The sequence below is a fragment of the Rathayibacter sp. CAU 1779 genome (assembly GCF_054551755.1).
Genome location: NZ_JBTOLK010000005.1, coordinates 102,348 through 121,129 on the forward strand (window position 1 = coordinate 102,348; position 18,782 = coordinate 121,129).

Consider the following 18,782-nt stretch of genomic DNA (forward strand, 5'->3'; position numbering starts at 1 on the left):
ATGTGTCGGAACGATCCCGTCGCTCGGCGCCGCCGTGTCCATCGGCTCCGCCCACTCGATCAGCGCACATCGTCGTCGAACCCGTCCGTTCCGTCCGCGAGGAGCGGGGAGATGAGCGGCAGCTCCTCCACCGCGTTGATGCCGAGCTGCTGCAGCAAGAGGTCGGTGGTTCCGTAGTTGATGGCGCCGGTCTCGGCATCCGTGAACAGCTCGGTGATGAGTCCTCGCGACAGCAGCGTGCGCACCACGGAATCCACGTTGACCGCACGGATCGACGCGATGGCACCACGGGTGATCGGCTGCCGATACGCGATGACAGCGAGAGTCTCAAGAGCCGCCTGGGACAGCTTCGCCGGTGCCTGTTCGGTGACGAACTCCGTCACGAGACGGTCGTATTCGTCACGTACGTACAAGCGCCATCCGCCGCCGACCTCGCGCAACTCGAAGCCGCGACGCGGCCCGCCGGCCTCTCCGTCGTAGTCGTCGACGAGGCCGGCGATGGCCTGCCGTACGGCGGCGATCGGCGCACCGACGGCCGTCGCGAGCGTCACGAGGGGCAATGGCTCGTCCGCGACCATCAGCACGGCCTCGATCGCCCGTGGGATGTCGTACACCGGCCGCTCGTGATGCTCCGGCACCCCATCCGTCGGCGTCTCCAGCGTGAATCCCGGATCCGACGCCTCCGGGTCCGACGTGTCCCGCTCGACCGCCTGCGCCCGCGACTCCGTCACCCCCGGCGCCTCCTCGTCGTGTCGTTCATCCATAGTCGGCTCCCAGATTGGCGAGGTTCTCGTCGGACCAGGCATCCGCAACCCAGCGGATGGTCAGCTCCCCGAGCGGTTCCAGCTGTTCGAATCCCACGGCCCCGAAACGGTAGAGCTCCAGCACGGCGACGAAGCGTGCGACGACGACGCCCTTGCGATCGGCGCCGGCGATGAGCTCCCGGAACGTGAACGGCGTTCCCCGTCGCAACTGCGTCACGACGAGCGCGGCCTGCTCGCGCACGCTCACCAGCGGTGCGTGCAGGTGGTCGAGCTCCACGACCGGGATCGCCTTCGGTGCGAAGGCCAGCTCGGCGATCGCGGCGAAGTCGTCGACGCTCAGAGTCCAGGCGAGTTCCGGTTCCCGCGAGCGGTACTTCTCGTCGAGGCGCACGATCCGCGGATGCCTGCCCCACTCCGCCTCGAGCCGACCGGCGAACCACGTCGAGGCCTGCTTGAACGCGCGGTACTGCAGCAGCCGGGCGAACAGGAGGTCGCGCGCCTCCAGCAGTGCGACGTCCTCGGCATCCACGAGCTCGCCCTGCGGCAGGAGTCCCGCGACCTTGAGGTCGAGCAGCGTCGCCGCCACCACGAGGAACTCGCTGGCCTGGTCGAGTTCGTCTGCGGTGTCGATGCCGCGCAGGTAGGAGATGAACTCGTCGGTCACCCTGCTCAGCGAGACCTCTGTGATGTCCAGCTCGTGGCGGCCGATCAGGTTCAGCAGCAGGTCGAACGGGCCCTCGAACACCTCGAGTGCTACGCGGAACGACGGCGCTCCGGCTTCCGCCGGTACGAGGTCGGACGGAACAGCGGAGTCGGGGGCCAGGGGTTCAGCGGACGACACAGCACTATCGGGCGACACAGCATTATCGGGCGACACAGGGCCGCCTGCGGCATCCTGCGCGTCGGCCTCAGGCGGCTGCGCCACGGAACACGAGTTCCCGCGCGAGCTGGCGATAGGAGTCGGCCGCCTGGTGCTCGGGCGCGAACTGGGTGATCGGGGTGGCCGCCACGGTGGCGTCCGGGAACTTCACGGTTCGGGTGATCACCGTCTCCAGCACCTTGTCTCCGAAGGCGTCGACAACGCGCTCCAGCACCTCGCGCGAGTGCAGCGTGCGCGCGTCGTACATCGTGGCGAGGATGCCGTCGAGCTCCAGCGCCGGATTCAGCCGCTCGCGCACCTTGTCGATGGTCTCGATCAGCAGTGCGACGCCGCGCAGCGCGAAGTATTCGCACTCGAGCGGGATCAGAACGCCGTGGCTCGCGGTAAGAGCATTGACGGTCAGTATTCCGAGCGATGGCTGGCAGTCGATGAGGACGACGTCGTAGTCGCCAGAGATCTTGCGCAGCACGCGGGCGAGCGCCTGCTCGCGCGCCACCTCGTTGACCAGGTGCACCTCTGCAGCCGACAGGTCGATGTTCGCCGGGATGATGTCCAGCCCCGGCGTGCCCGTGTGCTGGATGGCCTCGGCCGGATCGTGCGTGCTGGACAGCAGGAGGTCGTAAATGGTGATCGCCTCGTGCGTCGCAACGCCGAGCCCAGCGGACAGGGCGCCCTGCGGATCGAAATCGATGGCCAGAACACGCCGACCGTATTCGGCGAGCGCGGCGCCGAGGTTGATGCTCGTGGTGGTCTTGCCCACCCCGCCCTTCTGATTGCAGAGCGCGATCACGCGAGCCGGCCCGTGCGATTTCAGGTCCGGCGGCGTCGCGAACTCCCGAAGCGGACGCCCGGTCGGGCCGAGATCCTTCACGGCGACGTCACCGAAGCCCGGCAGTTCCTGCTCGTCGGCTGGGATACGCGCCACGACTCCTCCGCTCACTGTCCACCTGGATCGCGTTCGAGTCTATCGATCATCGGAAAGGTGAACAGGCAGGAACGCCGCGGATCCACGGGACCGTCGCTTCATCGACCACCGCGGGTCGTCGTCCGCAGGGCTCGCTGTGAACGCGCTCATGGGATTCGGCCGTTGCTCCAGCTTCGGGGCCTCTGGCATTGCTACGGTGATCGCCGTGAGGACCCGTCGCCGACGCGTGTGGACGACCGCAGCCGTCGGGACGGCCGCGGTCCTCGTCGCGGCATTCCTCACGGGAGCCGCGTGGCTGAACTCCTCCTCCTCGCCCGTGCCGTCTGGCACCGGCAAGGTGCTCAGCTTCAAGCTGCCGTACCTGGAACGCGACGTCGCCGATCCGAACGCTCAAGAGGTGGCCCAGCACGTTGCGGGCGACGCGCCGCTGCTCATCTTCCTGCCCGCGACGGGTGAGGTCCCGAACGACTACCGGGAGTACCTCAGCACCGCGGTCTCGGTGGGATACAACGTGCTCGGACTGGACTACTGGAACGTCGGCAAGTCCGTCACCCGAACCTGTCGTTGGCACGCGCACTGCTACACGATGCTGCAGCAGAACCGCTATGACGGGACCTCACCGTCGCACTACAGCCGGGTCGACGCGGCGAACTCGATCCTCCGCCGGTTCCGTGCTGCCATCGACTATCTGGACAGGCAGGATCCCGGCGGCTACTGGACCCGCTTCCTCGTGAACGGCCATCCCGATTGGACCGATGTTGTGCTGGCCGGACACTCGCAGGGCGGCGGCGAATCCGCCTTCATCTCGCACTTCCACGAGGTGCGTGGCGTGCTCATGTACTCGTCGCCCGTCGAGACGTACGGCGACGTATCCGCCTCCTGGATGGGTTCGCATGGCGCAACCCCCGTCTCCCGCATGTACGGCTTCGACGACGTGCACGACATCTACTTCGATCGGATCACCGACTCCTGGACGAAGCTCGGCATGGGCGACCCCGATCCGGCGACCGCAACGAGAGTGCCGACCGGCAGTCACGTGCTGCTGAGCTCCCTCGACATCGGGGACCCGCTCGAAAGTCATGGGCACACCGTCAGCGATCTCGGTCCACGCACCGGCGCGGGCACGATGACCTTCCGGCCAACGTGGGAGTGGATGCTGAAGCAGGTGCACTGAGCGGCCGAAGTGCCGGAGTCCTCAGCCTCGCGGCTGCATGCCTGGGCGTGGCGTGCTCAGGATGCCGTTGATCATCACGTCCAGCGCCCACTCGAACCGGTCGGTCGCGGTGCCGCTCAACATATCGTCGGCAAGCCGCGTGATGTTCGGGTAGTCCTCTTCCGGCAGGGTCGCCATCGTCGCTGCCAGAACCGGGAGCGCGTCTGTCCCTTCGCCGTGCGGCTGTCCAGCCCCGTGCTCGACCGCCTTGGCGGTCACGGATGCCAGCAGGAGGTCGACGGACCAGGCGGCAACGTCGTCAGGAACTCCTCCCTCACCCAGCAGACCGAGCGTTCGCTCCACGAGCGAGGCGTAGTTCGGGCCGGTCGGATGCGTCGTCATGGTCATCCGCGCGATCTCCGGGTAGTCGAAAAGCAGTCGGCCGTAACTCTTGAGGAGCTCATGGAGTCGATCCCGCCACGGCCCGTCGTGCGTCGCAGGCGCCATGCGCGCGAGGAGTGCGTCGAGGATCTGCGCGTGCAGGTCCTCCGTGTCTCGCACGTAGACGTACAGCGATGCCGGACCTGTATCGAGCGCCGAGGCGATGCGCCGCATCGTCACCTTGCCCATGCCTTCGTCCCGGAGGATCACCAGCGCGGTGTCGATGATGCCGTCGCGGGTCAGCGCGGGTTTCGAGGGCCGCTCCCTACGACTCCGGGGAGCGATCTTCGGGTTGGCCGGCATGCGGCGAGATTATCACGAACATGTTCATTGCGAACCTGTTCGTAACGAACATGTTCGTATACGGTTGAGATGATTCCCCAGCACGACGTGAAGGGCACCACCATGTCGACATCCGCCACGCCAGCACCGAACCACCTCGAAATGCCCGAGCCCGCACCGAACGTTGCGATCGTCGGCGCCGGTCTGAGCGGACTGGTCTGCGCGCGCATCCTGCAACGTGCCGGCATCCCGGTGACCGTGTACGAACTGGATGCGTCGCCCGAGGCTCGGCAACAGGGCGGCTCGCTCGACATCCACAAGGAAACGGGACAAGTCGCTTTGAAGGCGGCTGGTCTCTACGAGGACTTCCTGAGGCACACGCACCCGCAAGGCGAATCGGTGCGAGTGCTCGACAAGACGGCGAAGGTGTACGTCGACGAGAAGGAGCCCGAGGGCGGCAACGGACGTCCCGAGGTGGACCGCAGAGTGCTGCGCCGATTGTTCGTCGACTCACTGGCGTACGGCACGATCCAGTGGGGGCGCAAGGTCGTCGCGGTCCACCACGTCGGACGGCGACATGAGCTCGAGTTCGCCGACGGAGGCACCGCGCACGCCGACGTGGTCGTCGGCGCCGACGGAGCATGGTCCAGGGTGCGCGGCCTGCTGACGCCTGTCACACCCGTGTACACGGGAATCACCTTGGTTGAGCTCCGACTCTCGGATGCCGCAACGAGACATCCCGACGCGCTCACGGTCACCGGCATGGGGAGCTTCTTCGCACTCTCCGACAACAGATACATCGGCGGCCACGGCGGCGCACAGATCGCGATCGGGTGCGGCATGCGTGTGCCGGAGGGATGGGTTGCCGCCAGCGGCATCGACTGGGACGACCCCCGCGCAGCGCGCACCGGACTGCTCGAGAACTTCGCCGACTGGTCGCCGACGCTCACCGACCTGATCCGAGAATGCGACGACACGATCTGGCCGCGTCCGATCTACGCCCTGCCGACCGGTACGACCTGGGAGCGCGTTCCCGGGGTGACGCTTGTCGGCGACGCGGCGCACCTGATGTCGCCGTTCGCCGGGGAGGGCGCGAACCTCGCCATGATCGACGGGGCCGACCTCGCACGCGAGATCATCGCGAACGACGACCTTGAGGTCGCGCTTCGGCGCTACGAGAAGAAGATGCTCCCCCGCGGCGCCAAGTCGGCCGCCGCCTCGCAGAAGAGCCTCGACACCATGTTCGTCGACGGTCCGCCTACGAAGCTCGCCGCGTTCTTCCGCAGGATGATCGTGCTCTCCGCCCTCGTCAGACCGTTCGCACGCATGTTCACGCCGAAAGAGGCCGTCTCGTGATCGACGATGATCGCGCGGGCACGGCGGATGCCACGGCCTGGGACCCGTTGCACCTTCCGTCCCAGCGCGGAACGACCTTCGTCGTCACGGGCAGCACTGCCGGAATCGGCTACTTCGAGGCCGAGCAGCTCGCCCGCGCCGGCGCACAGGTGATCATCGCGGCGCGCAACGAGCAGAAAGCGCGCATCGCAGAGAGCGCAATCCTGAGCCAGGTCCCCGACGCATCGTTGGACTTCGTCCCCTTCGACCTCGCATCGCTCGCCTCCGTGCGGGATGCCGCGGCCGAACTCGCCGAAGGTCCACGACTCGACGGCGTCATCCTGAACGCCGGAGTCGTGTCGGCGCCGAAGCCGGGCGAGGTGACGGACGACGGTTTCCCGCCTCTGATCGGAGGCTATCTCGGCAATTTCGCGTTCGTGGCGCACCTGCTCGATGCCGCCGATCCGGGCAGGATCGTCCACACGTCGAGCGGCTATGTCACGAGCAGCGTGGACATCGGCGACCTGGCTGATCCTCCGCGGCGCACGATGGCCGAGTATGCCCGCTCGAAGGCTGCGATCGAGGTTTTCGGCTTCGAGCTCGATCGTCGGCTGCGCACGGCGGGCCGGCCCACGGCATCCCTCATGAGCCGTCCCGGCATGGCGGTCGACTCTCGCACGCCTCGCCGTCCGGGACTGCCACGATCGAACAGATGGCGGGAGCCGCTCTGGGGATTCGCGGGCCAGAGCAAGGAGTCCGCCGCCTGGTCGGCCGTGCGTGCAGCGACCGACCCTGTTGCGCAGGGCGGAGAGTACTTCGGCCCGGCGCATGGAGCGACCGGGCTGCCGGTGCGGGTGCGGCCACTGGCCCGTTTCGCAGACCCACACGACGACCTCGCCGCCAGGCTCTTGGCCCAGTCGGAACTTCTCACCGGGGTCCGACTGCACCTCGATCGCGCCGAGGGCTAGCCAGGGCGGGCAGGACATTTCTCCCTGGTCACCGAGCCCGCGGATGCGCCGTCGTGTACATGTCGCGGAGCGTGTCCGCGGTGACGAGGGTGTAGATCTGCGTCGTGGCGACGGACGAGTGCCCGAGCAGCTCCTGCACGACCCGCACATCCGCTCCGCCCTCCAAAAGGTGTGTGGCGAACGAGTGCCGCAGCGTGTGCGGTGAGACGGATGCCGTCAGCTGCGCCCGCTCGGCCGCCGCCCGGATGATCAGCCATGCGCTCTGCCTGCTCAGCCGGGCGCCGCGTGCGCCGAGGAACAGGGCCGGGGTCGCCCTCCCCCGCGCCGAATACTGCGGACGCACGCGCACCAGGTAGTCGTCGACGGCTTCACGTGCGTACCTGCCGAGCGGCACGATCCGCTGTTTGCTGCCCTTGCCGGTGAGTCGGATCACCTCGCGGTCGATCACGTCGTCCACGTTGAGGTCGATCGCCTCCGAGACCCTCGCGCCCGTCGCGTACAGCAGCTCCAGCAGCGCCTTGTCCCTGATCAGCGCCGGCTCGTCACCGTCCGTCGCAGCGAGGAGCGCTTCCACCTGCGCGATCGTGAGGGCCTTCGGCAGCCGCGACGGCAACTTGGGCGGCCGAACGTCGCGTGCGGCATCCTCCGTCACGTCGCCCTCGTCGAGCAGGAACCGGTGCAGGCCGCGAACCGTGGAGAGCATGCGAGCGACGGATGCCGCACCCAGCGCCTGCGCGGCATCCGCTTCGCCCCTGGTGTTCAGGTACCGCGCGTAGTCGTCCACATCGCGCGGTCCCACCGAGCCGAGGTCTGTCACACCCTTCTCTGCCAGCCAGACGAGGTACACCTTCAGATCTCGACGGTAGGCGGCGACCGTGTTGCGGGACAAGCCGCGTTCGATGCCGACGTGTCGCAGGTACTCCTCGACAGCGGCATCCGGGGTCATCGCGACGCGTCCGCCGCCGGCGCCTCGTCTGCGTCGGAGACCTGCGTCTCGGCAGCTCCCCTGTCCGCCGAGGTGTGCCCGTCGAGCCGCCGCGTGAGCCACGAGCCCCGCTGCAACGGGGCATCCGCGGGCCCGAGGGTCTCGTAACCCGTCGAGCGCGAAGCGACAGCGGCGAGAGCGCCCAGCGCGAGCGGCGCGTTGCGCAGCCGACGCTCCAGCACCCCGCGCACCACCTCGTCGAGTGGAACCCAGCGCACCTCGATGTCGGCCTCTTCCTCCTCGCGCGCGAACGTCTCGCCCGCGTGACGCACGCCCCTGGCGAGGTAGATGCGGATCACCTCGTTGTTGCCGCCGGGCGTGCTGGCGAGCTCCGCCAGCACGTTCCACGTGTCTGCGACGGCGTCGGCCTCCTCGGCGAGCTCGCGCCGGGCTGCCTTCAGCGGCGGCTCGCCGTGCAGGTCGAGCAGGCCTGCCGGCAGTTCCCAATCGCGCGTGCGGATCGGATGCCGGTACTGCCTGATGAGCAGCACCCGGTCCTCATCGTCCAGCGCGAGCACCGCCACGGCTCCCGTGTGGTCGACGTACTCGCGCACGATCGTCGAGTGGCCGAGGTCCACGGTGTCCCTGCGCACATCCCAGACCCGGCCGCGATACACGACCTCCGAGTCGACGACGGTGGCCGCGTACGGCTCGTCGGCCAGCTCGTCGCCTGCTCGCCGGTCGTCGGGCGAACCGAGTTCAGGCATCCACTTCCTCTTTCACCTCGAAGAGGCGGCTGGACTCCTGGCGGTCGAGGGCTGCGGCGATGAGACCGCGGAACAGCGGATGCGCGCGGTTCGGCCGCGAACGCAGCTCCGGGTGCGCCTGCGTGCCCACGTAGAACGGGTGGACGTCGCGGTCGAGCTCGACGTACTCCACGAGATGGCCGTCGGGCGAGGTGCCGGAGAACACCAGGCCTGCGTCGGCGATGCGCTCGCGGTAGTTGTTGTTCACCTCGTACCGGTGGCGGTGCCGTTCGGATGCCTCGTCAGCTCCGTACAGCTCGGAGACGATCGATCCGTCCTGCAGCTTCGCCGGATACAGGCCAAGGCGCATCGTGCCGCCCAGGTCGCCGCCGGCGATGATCTCCACCTGCTCCGCCATCGTCGCGATGACCGGATACGTCGTGTCCGGATCGAACTCGCTCGAGGATGCGCCGTCGAGGCCGGCCTCGTGCCGCGCGTACTCGATCACCATGCACTGCAGGCCGAGGCAGAGGCCGAGTGTGGGGATCCCGTTCTCCCGCGCGAACCGCAGCGCACCGAGCTTGCCCTCGATGCCGCGGATGCCGAATCCGCCGGGCACGCAGATGCCGTCCACATCGGCCAGCTCGCGGGCTGCGCCCTCCGGATCCTGACATCCGTCGCTCGCGATCCACTTCAGGTTGACCTTGGCGCGGTTGGCGAAGCCGCCTGCTCGCAGCGCCTCGGTGACGGAGAGATAGGCATCCGGAAGGTCGACGTACTTGCCGACGAGGCCGATGGTCACCTCATGCTTCGGCTCGTGCACCACCTTGAGGAGAGCGTCCCAGCTCTCGCGATCGGGCTCGTCGGCGGCAAGACCGAGCTGGGCGATGATGTAGTCGTCGAGCCCCTGCTCGTGCAGCATGTTCGGAATGTCGTAGATGCTCGGCACGTCGACCGCGTTGACGACGGCGCTCTCATCCACGTCGCACATGAGCGCGATCTTCTTCTTGTTGCTCTCTGAGACGGGGCGGTCGCTGCGCAGCACGAGCGCGTCCGGCTGGATTCCGATGGAGCGCAGTGCGGCGACGGAGTGCTGCGTCGGCTTGGTCTTCTGCTCGCCCGAGGCGTTCATGTAGGGAACGAGCGAGACGTGCACGAAGAAGCAGTTCTGACGTCCGAGCTCGTGGCGCACCTGGCGAGCGGATTCGATGAACGGCTGCGACTCGATATCGCCGACCGTGCCGCCGATCTCGGTGATGATCACGTCGGGCTGGGGAACATCAGACGCCTGCAGCCGCATCCTGCGCTTGATCTCGTCGGTGATGTGCGGGATCACCTGCACCGTGTCACCGAGGTACTCGCCGCGCCGCTCCATGGCGATCACCTGGGAGTAGATCTGACCTGTCGTGACGTTGGCCGCCTGGCTCAGGTTGATGTCGAGGAAGCGTTCGTAGTGTCCGATGTCGAGGTCGGTCTCGGCGCCGTCGTCGGTCACGAAGACCTCGCCGTGCTGGAACGGGTTCATCGTTCCGGGATCCACGTTGAGGTACGGATCGAGTTTCTGCATCACGACGCGCAGGCCGCGCGACGTGAGGAGGTTGCCCAGGCTGGCTGCCGTCAGCCCTTTGCCCAAAGAAGAAACGACACCACCTGTCACGAAGATGTGCTTGGTAGTGCCGTTCGGCTGGTTTGCTGTGCTCGAGGGACCCGCGTCAGATTTTTCCACCACGGGCTTTCATCCTATCACCGGGATGACGCGCCCCCGGGGTCACCGACACGACGCGCGTCCCACTCTCTTCCCTGCATCGACATCCCGTCCAGGATCCCTGCCACGCCGCTCACCCGACCCGCCGCAAGCGATCTGACTCGCGCACCCGTGCTCACCGCATGACCTTGACATCGCCGGTTCACAGTGATTAGTTAACCACATGCTTAACCATCTGGATGGCGTCTTCCATGCGCTGGCCGACCCGACCCGTCGCAGCATGGTCGAGCGACTGGCCGACGGCGACGCATCGGTCAGTGAGCTCGCCCGGCCGATGGCGATGTCACTGCCGGCGGTCATCCAGCACCTCCAGGTGCTGGAGGCCAGCGGACTCGTCCGCAGCCGCAAGGTCGGACGGGTGCGCACCTGCAGCCTGGACCGTTCGGCCTTCGACAGGGCGGAGGCGTGGTTCACCGATCGACGGATCGCGTGGAACGACCGGCTCGATCGCCTCGGCGACTTCTTCGCGAACGGGGAGTCTCCGGACGTGGCGACTCCGGACGTGGCGACTCCGACGGCGACCGGCACCGACACCTGACCGCATCGCTCCACAACGCCCGTCCACGGCGGCACCGGCGCCCGAACGCACGCCGATCCTCCGACGACGACCATCCGTATCACCGACAGAAATGACCAAGGACACGAGGAGTTCCCATGACCGATCGATTCGTCACTCACGACACGATGCAGCTCGAGCGCACGTATCCGGTTCCCGTCGAGCGCGTGTACGCCGCGTGGACGGATGTCCGTGCCAAGCGCGTCTGGTTCACCGGCGACACGACCCCCGACGGCGTCGGCAGCGACTACCGACTGGACTTCCGCATCGGCGGACACGAGTTCTCGCGCGGCGGCGTGCCAGGCGGCAGCGTCGTCTACACGTACGACGCCGAGTACCGGGACATCGTCGAGAACGAGCGCATCGTCTACTCGAGCTACATGCTGCGTGACGACACTCGCATCTCCGTGTCCCTCACCTCGGTGGAGTTCCACGCCGACGCCGACGGCACACGGCTGGTCCTCACCGAACACGGGATCTATCTCGACGACGAGGACAAGCCCGAGTACCGCACCCAAGGCATCGGCGCCCAGTTGGACGCCCTCGGCGTCCTGCTGGCCCAGGACGCAGCGGTCGACGAACGAGCCTGAGCCCCAGCGGGCCGACGCCCATCGGCAGCCGCCGGCGCCGATGGGCGTCGGCCCGCGCCGCGTCATCATCGGCATCCAGACTCGTGGACGCATGAGCGAGCGTCGAGCGATGAAGGTCCTGACTCGGAAATCGCCAGGGCAACCCCGTTCTGGATCCGAGCGAGCTCAGCGTCGCTGGGCAGCGACCTCGGCCCGCTCTCGTGCGACCTCGATGAGCTCACGCGCGTGGGCGAGCCCGCTCTCGGAATCCGGCAGCCCGGAGAGCAGTCGCGCCATCTCCGACACCCGGTCGTCGCCGTCGAGCTGCTGCACGCTCGAGGCCGTCACCGATCCGTCTCCCGCCTTCACGACGGTGAGGTGATTGGTGGCGAACGCCGCGACCTGTGCGAGATGCGTGACGACGATCACCTGAGCCGTCTCGGCGAGCCGAGCGAGCCGGCGGCCGATCTCGATGGCGGATGCCCCGCCGACGCCCGCATCGATCTCGTCGAACACGAACGTCGGCACGGGATCGCTCCCGGCCAGCACCACCTCGATGGCGAGCATCACACGCGACAGTTCACCGCCGGACGCACCCTTGCCAAGCGGCCGAGGCTCAGCACCACCGTGCGGGCGCAGCAGGATCGAGACAGCATCCCGCCCGGAGAGCGAATACTCCTCACGCTGCCGCACGTCCACCACGACGGCGGCGTCCGCCATGGCCAATGCCGCAAGCTCCTCGGTCACCTGCGCCGCGAGCACCTCCGCTGCCGCGCTGCGGAGTGCGGAGACGGATGCCGCCAGCCGCTCGACCTCACCCGCATCGTCCTCGACGAGCATCGTCAGCTGCTCGATGCGCTCCTCGTCGCCTTCCAGCTCCGCGAGTCGCTCACCACCCGTGGCCGCCCTCTCGATGACTTCGTCCAGCGTCGGACCGTATTTGCGCACCAGCCCGGACAGCTCGGCCCGCCGCTCCTGGATCACTTCGAGATCGTGGGCGCCATCGGCATCCAGCGCGGCGAGATAGGTCGACAGCTGCGCGGCCGCATCGTCCACCTGGAACCCGAGCTCCGAGAGCGAATCCGCCAGTTCCTGCAGCGCAGCATCGTGAGTGCCGGCCCGCTCGAGCTCGCGCCGGGCTGTCTCGAGGAGCCCGCGCACATCCGGGCCCTCAGAATCCTCCGCCGACAACGACTCACGCGCGACGGATGCCGCCAGTCTCAGGGACTCGAGGTTGGTCAGGCGCTCCGCCTGTTCACCAAGCGCCTCGTCCTCGCCCGGCTCGGGGGCGACCGCCTCGATCTCACTGAGCGCAGCGCGCAGGTCGTCGGCCTCACGTGCGCGGCGATCCCGCTCGTCAATGAGCTCGGCGAGTTCTTCCCGATTGGCATTCCAGCGACGGTACGCCTGCCGATAGGCGTCCAGAGCTTCGCCGAGTCGCTGGCCGGCGAACCGGTCGAGCGCGTCCCGCTGTGCCGTGGCTGACCTCAGTCGGATCTGGTCCGACTGACCGTGCACCACCACGAGCTGTTCCGCCAGTTCGGTGAGCACGCTCACCGGCGCGCCGCGGCCGCCGACGATCGCGCGGCTGCGGCCCTCTGCGGCCACCGATCGGCTGAGCACGAGCTCGCCCGCGGATGCGTCTCCCGCGTCGTCGAGGTCTCCCCCGGCATCCCGCACGCGGTCGGCGACCTCGCCGTCGGCGGGCACGCGCCAACGTCCCTCGACCCAGAGCTGAGCGCTGCCTGCGCGGACGACCGCGCTGTCGGCGCGCTGTCCGAGCAACAGGCCCAGCGCCGTGACGACCATCGTCTTGCCGGCACCCGTTTCGCCCGTGACAGCGGTGAATCCCGGGCCGAGCGGCAAGGTCGCCCGCTCGATCACGCCGAGGTCCCGGATCGAGATCTCCTCAATCACGGGCGTTCGGCCCCCGCCATCCGGTGACCGGCAGGTCGAACTTGCGCACGAGGCGATCGGTGAAGGGCGCGGTGTGAAGGCGGGCGAGCTTGACCGGGGTCGGCGATCGCCACACCATCACCCGGGATCCAGGCGGAAGGTCGAACGCGCGCCGTCCGTCGCACCAGAGCACGGCCGGGGTGTCCGTCCGGCGCAGCAGTTCGACAGCGAGCACCGAATCGGCGGCGACCACGAGAGGCCGCGCGAACAGGGCGTGTGCGCTGAGGGGAACGAGGAGCAGTGCGTCGAGCGTCGGCCACACAACGGGTCCGCCTGCGGAGAACGAATAGGCGGTGGAGCCTGTCGGGGTCGACATGACGACGCCGTCGCATCCGAAGCTCGACAGCGGACGGCCGTCGACCTCGATGACGACCTCGATCATGCGCTCCCTGCTGGCCTTCTCGATGCTCGCTTCGTTCAGCGCCCAGCTCTCGTAGACGATCTCGGTCCCCGACGTCACCTTCACGGCGAGCGTCATGCGCTGCTCGACCGTGTAGTCCCTGGCAAGGGCACGCGTGACGGCCAGCTCGAGGTCGTCGCGCTCGCTCTCCGCGAGGAATCCGACGTGCCCGAGGTTGACGCCCAGCAACGGTATGTCGCATCCGCGAACCGTCTCAGCCGCACGCAGGATTGTGCCGTCGCCGCCCAGCACGATCACGAGCTCGAGTTGATCCGGCGCCACGTCGTCGCCGAGCACGGCGAGCGACGCCAGGTCCGGCGCGGCATCCACGAGATCGGCACGTTCCTCCGCACCCAGCACGGGGACGACGTCCGCTGCGATCAGCTGGCGGCATACCTGGATACCGGCGAGCACCGAATCACCACGCCCGGTGTGCGAAACAACGAGGAAGTACCGACCGGGTGCGTCCACGCGCGTCACTCTCCCACCATCTCGCCGATGTCGTTCAACCATTCTGTCGGATGCCGACCTGCTCGTGTGCTGAGCCGGATCAGGTACTCATGATTCCCGTGACTTCCGGCGATGGGGGACGGAAGGATGCCCGCCGTCGGCAGCCCGAGGTCCCAGGCGGCCCACGCCACCGAGGTCACCGCGTCCTCGCGGAGCACCGGGTCGCGTACGACCCCCTCCCGGATGCCGGTGCGCCCCACCTCGAACTGCGGCTTGACCAGCAGCACATACTCGGCGTCGCGCCCCACCGCCTCGACGAGCGGCGGCAGCACCAGCGTGAGCGAGATGAACGACAGGTCGCCCACCACCATCCCGATCTCACGGCCGCCGGCGAGCTCACCCAGCGCCGCGGCGTCCAGGTAGCGCACGTTCACACCCTCGACGGCTGTCACCCGGTCGTCCATCGCGATGAGCGGCGCGAGCTGACCGTGACCGACGTCCACCGCGATCACGTGATCGGCACCGCGCTCGAGAAGCACCTGGGTGAAGCCGCCCGTCGACGCCCCGACGTCGAGCGCCGTCGTGCCGCGCGGATCCAGACCGAATCGTTCGAGCGCCGCGATGAGCTTGCGCGCTGCCCGACTGACGTAGTGATCCACCCCCGCGATCGTGATCTCGCTCGTCTCCTCCACGTGAGCGGATGCCTTCACCACCGGTCGTCCGTCCACACTGACGCGACCATCGGCGATGAGTCGCGCCGCCTGCGTGCGTGAGCGCGCGAGTCCGCGGGCCGCCACCGCGGCATCCAGACGCTGTTCTCCCACCGGCTCAGTCGTCCAACCGCTCAGTCGTCCAGCTCGGGATGGTCGCCGCCCTCCAACGCGTCGACGAGCTCGCCATGGATCCGCCCGTATGCATCTGCGCGATCCTGCAACGGGCGCTCCTCGATCAGCTGCAGACGCGACACAAGCCCGTCGTCCGCGATGTCCGGAGCCGCGTCCGATTCGCAGCGGGCGTCCGCTCCGATGCCCTCGCTCGTCACGCCACCGGTCGTCTGCTGTACCTCGTCGGCGCCGTCGGCACTCCGCGTGTCATCGACGACGCCTCCGACGACTCCGCCATCGGCATCGCTCATCCGGATGCCACTGCCGTCGTCCGGCAGCGATCCGCTCTCGTCAAGCATCCGTCCACGGTACCGCCGACCCCCGACGACCGTCAGCGGCGCTCCGTTCTCTCGCTGTCACGCGTAGAGCTCTTCGGGAACGTCGAGCGCGTAGATCGGACGCCCGCTCCCCCAGATCAGCGTGCTCGCGGCACGCAGCAGGTCGATCTCGCTGTCTCCGCGTCTGATGATCCGCACGGCGCTGCCCTCCAGCCGCACGGATGCGTGCCGCACCTCGACCGCATCCCCCGCCTTCGACACCCTCGCGACCGGATACGGCTCGTGCAGTTCCCGCAGATCCGACAGCACGAACGTCGGCCGTTCGTCCTTACCCGCCGCAAGCACCTGCTTCGCCTTGTCGATTCCGGTCAGTACCAGTGCGGACGGGATGCCCACCCGGTTGGCGCCCGCAATGTCGGTGTCGAGCCGATCACCGATCGCCAGCGGCGTCTTCGCACCGAATCGTTCGATCGCCAGGTCGTAGATCGCACGCTCCGGCTTGCCCGCCACGACGGGCAGCCGCCCGACGGCCGTGTGCACGGCCGACACCAGCGTTCCGTTGCCGGGCGCGACGCCGCGCGCCTGCGGGATCGTCCAGTCGGTGTTCGTCGCCACCCAGTGCACGCTCTCATCCGCGAGCGCGAACGATGCCTCTGCCAGCTGCAGCCATCCCACCTCGGGTGCGAAGCCCTGCACGACGGCCGCCGGACGATCCTCCGCGGATCGCGTCACCTCGAAGCCGGCCTTGTCCAGCTCCGCGACCAGCCCGTCGCCGCCCACCACCAGGACAATGGATCCGGCCGGGATGAGGTCGGCCAGCATCCGCACGGCGGCCTGAGGCGACGTGATCACGTCGTGAGGCTCGACGTCGAAACCGAGCTTGGTCAGGTGATCCGCAACGGCGCGATCGGTCCGCGCCGCATTGTTCGTCAGGCATCCGACCCGGATGCCCTCGGCCTGCGCCGTATTCAACGACTCGACGGCGTGAGGGATCGCGTCCGCTCCCGCGTACAGCACACCGTCGAGATCCGCCAGGATGACGTCCACGCCGTCGAGCGGCGTCGCGGCCCGTTCCCGACGGAACAGGCCGCGGCGAGCCTCACTCGTCATCGGCGGATGTCTCCGATACAGCATCCCCGTCGGCTTCCGCCGGGTCGACACCGTCGTTCTCCGCGGATTCCGCTTCGAGCACGACGCCCTCGAGGTCTGTCACGTCTGAGTCGTTTGCGACGTCCTCCGCCTCGGCCGCCCCGTCCGCGACGTCCTTCGTGTCGTCGGCGTCCGGGTTGTCACCCTGATTACCCGCGACGCCGCCGTCCGCGAAGTCGCCTTCCGTGCCGCCGGATGTGCCGGGCACCTCGACCGCTGACGCTTCGTCGACCTCGACCTCGAGGCCCTCGTCAAACTCGTCGTCCTCGTCGTCCTCATCGACCTCGATGTCCTCATCGACGTCGAACTCGATTTCCTCTTCGTCGACCTCGATCACGTCTTCCTCGTTCTGCCCGAGAGCCTCGCGCGCCCGCTCAGCGAGTCCGGCCCATTCCGCGGCTTCCGCGGCGCGTCCGAGATCCTCGAGGACCGTCGCGTAGGCGTCGAACAGATCGGGACTGTAGGAGAACGCTCGGGTTCGATCGAGCTGCGGGATCTGCAGTTCGTTCAGCGCAGCATCCGTCTGTCCGAGGTCCAGTCGTGCACCGGACATCGCGATCGCCAGCGCCACCTGAGCGTCGGCCGGCAGCTCGGCGCGATCGACCGACCGTCCTAGCTCGAGCGCGCGATCGGGACGTCCCACCCCGCGCTCGCTGTCCACCATGAGCGCGAGCTGGTCGTTGTTTCCCGAGATACGTCGATACGTCCGCAGCTCACGCAGCGCCAACGCATAGTCGCCCGTCTGATACGCCGTGATTGCCAGCGTCTCGCGCACGATCGCTATGCGTCCCGCCCTGCGTGCCGCCGCCAACGCGTGGCGATGAGCCAGCGCAGGATCCTCATCGATCAGTTGCGACGCCATCACAAGATGACGTGCGACCTCGTCCGCGTTCTCCTTCGTCAGCGTCTTCAGCTGAGTACGTGCCGCACGATCCAGATCCCGTGGCTCGACCGAATCCGGGATCTCCGGATCGTCATGCCGAGGGCGAACGCTCCGCGGCGCCATCCCCCGAGGTTCCTCGTCCTCACCGCGATGCTCGAAGCCGCGCCCGCGGCCATCATCCCGACCACTCGACCGAGACCCGCTCGCCGGCCGGCCACCGCGTGATCCCGACCACTCACGATCGTTCCGCGAGTTGTCGCGCGGACCTCCTCCGGTTCGACCGCGATCACCTGAACGGTCGCCGCGATCGCGGCTGTCGCGGGCACTGTCACGTGCCCCGAAGCCTCCTCGATCCTGACGAGACGAGCTCCAAGACCTCTCGCCACGGCCCGCTCCGTCACGAGAACCCTGCGAAGAGCCGCGCTCGTGGGCATCCCGCGAGCGATACTCGCCCTTCGGACCGCCGTCGCGACTCGGTCGGGCGTCACGGCCACCACGCTGATCGCCGTCGCGCGCCCAGCGCCGATCTCCGTCCTGACGCCGCGCGTCACGCCCGTCCGCCGTCCAACGCTCGCGGCCGCCTGAACGCGATGCGCCCGGCTTTCCGCCACCGTGCCGATACCCGTCACCGGACGAGCCGATGCCGTCCCCCGCGCCACGGCCCGACCCCGCCTCCGGACGGCGTCCGTTACCACCGTGCCAGTCTTTGCCCTCACGCCGTGCGGATCCGTCCCGCGCACCTGCACCAGAGGCGGCACCGGATCGCGACGAGGCACTACGCCCGCCGCGCCCGTCCCGCTCATCGCGACCGCCGCCATCACCGCGCCAAGGCCGTGAAGCGCCGTCGCGACCGCCGTTCGCTCGACTCGACGCGCCACCTGAGCCGTGTCCGCCGCGGTAGCCCTGCGTCCCGTCGCCACCGGATCGTGCGCCGCCCTTCGAGCCTGCATCACGTCGGCCGGCACCGGCCGGGCGATCGCCCCGAGAGGAACCTGCACCATGGGTCCCGCCACCCGAGGGGCTCGCTCCCCGGCCGCCACCGTACGCATTGCGGCCGCTCCCCGATGAGCCGTCCGCACGACTGTTGCCGGCGCCGTCGCCTCGCCGACGGGACTCCCCGCCGTTCTCCTGGCTGTCGCCGCGATCGTCTGCTGCCATGTCGCGAAACCTTCTCCTCGGCGCCTCGTTCAGCCGCGGACACGAATGCGTCCTGATGTCCGATGCTCTGTGCTGTTAAACAGATCTGTGCGCTTACAGCTCTGTGCTCTTAAAACAGATCTGTTGTCAAACAGTTCTGTGCTGTTAAATGCCGAGTGGCCACCCATTGCTGGGTGGCCACTTGGTGATGTTAAGTCCGGCGGTGTCCTACTCTCCCACAAGGTCCCCCTTGCAGTACCATCGGCGCTGAGAGTCTTAGCTTCCGGGTTCGGAATGTGACCGGGCGTTTCCCTCTCGCTATGGCCGCCGAAACAC

At 68.2% G+C, this 18,782-nt stretch carries 18 protein-coding genes and 1 rRNA gene; 5 read left to right on the forward strand and 14 right to left on the reverse strand.

The genetic code is table 11. The annotated features are described in order from the left end of the window. Positions 1–59: 59 nt before the first annotated feature. From scpB to ACX9R5_RS18150, 3 genes are all read right to left on the reverse strand, one after another. The gene (scpB, locus tag ACX9R5_RS18140) at positions 60–764 is read right to left on the reverse strand and encodes an SMC-Scp complex subunit ScpB (protein WP_459410465.1); all 705 of its coding nucleotides are present in this window, start codon (positions 762–764) and stop codon (positions 60–62) included. Continuing rightward, on the reverse strand, positions 757–1,587 hold the full coding sequence (locus ACX9R5_RS18145; protein WP_459410481.1) for a segregation and condensation protein A: 831 nt from the start codon (positions 1,585–1,587) through the stop codon (positions 757–759). The genes scpB and ACX9R5_RS18145 overlap by 8 nt, the downstream gene beginning before the upstream one ends. Positions 1,588–1,672: 85 nt before the next feature. Then, positions 1,673–2,560, reverse strand: a complete 888-nt coding sequence (locus ACX9R5_RS18150) for a ParA family protein (protein WP_459410482.1) — start codon at positions 2,558–2,560, stop codon at positions 1,673–1,675. A 214-nt stretch (positions 2,561–2,774) separates the two neighbouring features. Here ACX9R5_RS18150 and ACX9R5_RS18155 point away from each other — a divergent pair, with 214 nt between their 5' ends. Then, on the forward strand, positions 2,775–3,743 hold the full coding sequence (locus ACX9R5_RS18155) for a BPSS1187 family protein (protein WP_459410466.1): 969 nt from the start codon (positions 2,775–2,777) through the stop codon (positions 3,741–3,743). A 21-nt stretch (positions 3,744–3,764) separates the two neighbouring features. Here the strand turns inward: ACX9R5_RS18155 and ACX9R5_RS18160 are convergent, their stop codons facing one another. Then, positions 3,765–4,466, reverse strand: a complete 702-nt coding sequence (locus ACX9R5_RS18160) for a TetR/AcrR family transcriptional regulator (protein ID WP_459410467.1) — start codon at positions 4,464–4,466, stop codon at positions 3,765–3,767. 69 nt (positions 4,467–4,535) lie between these two features. On the opposite strand from ACX9R5_RS18160, the gene ACX9R5_RS18165 reads away from it, so the two are divergent. Both ACX9R5_RS18165 and ACX9R5_RS18170 read left to right on the forward strand, forming a co-directional pair. Beyond that, positions 4,536–5,801: an FAD-dependent oxidoreductase gene (locus ACX9R5_RS18165; RefSeq protein WP_459410468.1), complete on the forward strand. Its 1,266-nt coding sequence runs from the start codon at positions 4,536–4,538 to the stop codon at positions 5,799–5,801. Next, positions 5,798–6,748, forward strand: a complete 951-nt coding sequence (locus tag ACX9R5_RS18170; protein ID WP_459410469.1) for an SDR family NAD(P)-dependent oxidoreductase — start codon at positions 5,798–5,800, stop codon at positions 6,746–6,748. Before ACX9R5_RS18165 ends, ACX9R5_RS18170 begins: the two co-directional genes overlap by 4 nt. 28 nt (positions 6,749–6,776) lie before the next feature. On the opposite strand, the gene xerD is transcribed toward ACX9R5_RS18170, so the two are convergent. From xerD to ACX9R5_RS18185, 3 genes are read right to left on the reverse strand one after another with little or no spacing between them, the layout of a single operon-like run. Then, the gene (gene xerD, locus ACX9R5_RS18175; protein ID WP_459410470.1) at positions 6,777–7,694 is read right to left on the reverse strand and encodes a site-specific tyrosine recombinase XerD; all 918 of its coding nucleotides are present in this window, start codon (positions 7,692–7,694) and stop codon (positions 6,777–6,779) included. Continuing rightward, positions 7,691–8,440, reverse strand: a complete 750-nt coding sequence (locus ACX9R5_RS18180; protein WP_459410471.1) for an NUDIX domain-containing protein — start codon at positions 8,438–8,440, stop codon at positions 7,691–7,693. Before ACX9R5_RS18180 ends, xerD begins: the two co-directional genes overlap by 4 nt. Further along, positions 8,433–10,145: a CTP synthase gene (locus ACX9R5_RS18185; protein WP_459410483.1), complete on the reverse strand. Its 1,713-nt coding sequence runs from the start codon at positions 10,143–10,145 to the stop codon at positions 8,433–8,435. Before ACX9R5_RS18185 ends, ACX9R5_RS18180 begins: the two co-directional genes overlap by 8 nt. 202 nt (positions 10,146–10,347) lie before the next feature. Here ACX9R5_RS18185 and ACX9R5_RS18190 point away from each other — a divergent pair, with 202 nt between their 5' ends. Together ACX9R5_RS18190 and ACX9R5_RS18195 are read left to right on the forward strand one after the other, a co-directional pair. After that, positions 10,348–10,722 carry an ArsR/SmtB family transcription factor gene (locus ACX9R5_RS18190; protein ID WP_459410472.1) on the forward strand — a complete coding sequence of 125 codons (375 nt, stop codon included), beginning with the start codon at positions 10,348–10,350 and terminating at the stop codon, positions 10,720–10,722. Positions 10,723–10,838: 116 nt separating this feature from the next. Continuing rightward, entirely contained in the window at positions 10,839–11,330 is a 492-nt protein-coding gene (locus tag ACX9R5_RS18195) for an SRPBCC family protein (protein WP_459410473.1), read from the forward strand. Positions 11,331–11,495: 165 nt separating this feature from the next. Here ACX9R5_RS18195 and recN read toward each other — a convergent pair whose 3' ends face one another. From recN to rrf, 7 genes are all read right to left on the reverse strand, one after another. Further along, on the reverse strand, positions 11,496–13,226 hold the full coding sequence (gene recN, locus ACX9R5_RS18200; RefSeq protein ID WP_459410474.1) for a DNA repair protein RecN: 1,731 nt from the start codon (positions 13,224–13,226) through the stop codon (positions 11,496–11,498). Next, positions 13,219–14,136, reverse strand: a complete 918-nt coding sequence (locus ACX9R5_RS18205; protein ID WP_459410475.1) for an NAD kinase — start codon at positions 14,134–14,136, stop codon at positions 13,219–13,221. The genes recN and ACX9R5_RS18205 overlap by 8 nt, the downstream gene beginning before the upstream one ends. Before the next feature lie 5 nt (positions 14,137–14,141). Further along, the gene (locus ACX9R5_RS18210) at positions 14,142–14,939 is read right to left on the reverse strand and encodes a TlyA family RNA methyltransferase (RefSeq protein ID WP_459410476.1); all 798 of its coding nucleotides are present in this window, start codon (positions 14,937–14,939) and stop codon (positions 14,142–14,144) included. Positions 14,940–14,959: 20 nt separating this feature from the next. After that, entirely contained in the window at positions 14,960–15,298 is a 339-nt protein-coding gene (locus ACX9R5_RS18215; protein WP_459410477.1) for a hypothetical protein, read from the reverse strand. A gap of 57 nt (positions 15,299–15,355) precedes the next feature. After that, positions 15,356–16,387 carry an HAD-IIA family hydrolase gene (locus tag ACX9R5_RS18220; protein ID WP_459410478.1) on the reverse strand — a complete coding sequence of 344 codons (1,032 nt, stop codon included), beginning with the start codon at positions 16,385–16,387 and terminating at the stop codon, positions 15,356–15,358. Then, positions 16,377–17,432: a hypothetical protein gene (locus ACX9R5_RS18225; protein ID WP_459410479.1), complete on the reverse strand. Its 1,056-nt coding sequence runs from the start codon at positions 17,430–17,432 to the stop codon at positions 16,377–16,379. Before ACX9R5_RS18225 ends, ACX9R5_RS18220 begins: the two co-directional genes overlap by 11 nt. Positions 17,433–18,661: 1,229 nt before the next feature. Further along, positions 18,662–18,778 (reverse strand): 5S ribosomal RNA (gene rrf, locus ACX9R5_RS18230). Positions 18,779–18,782 lie beyond the last annotated feature (4 nt).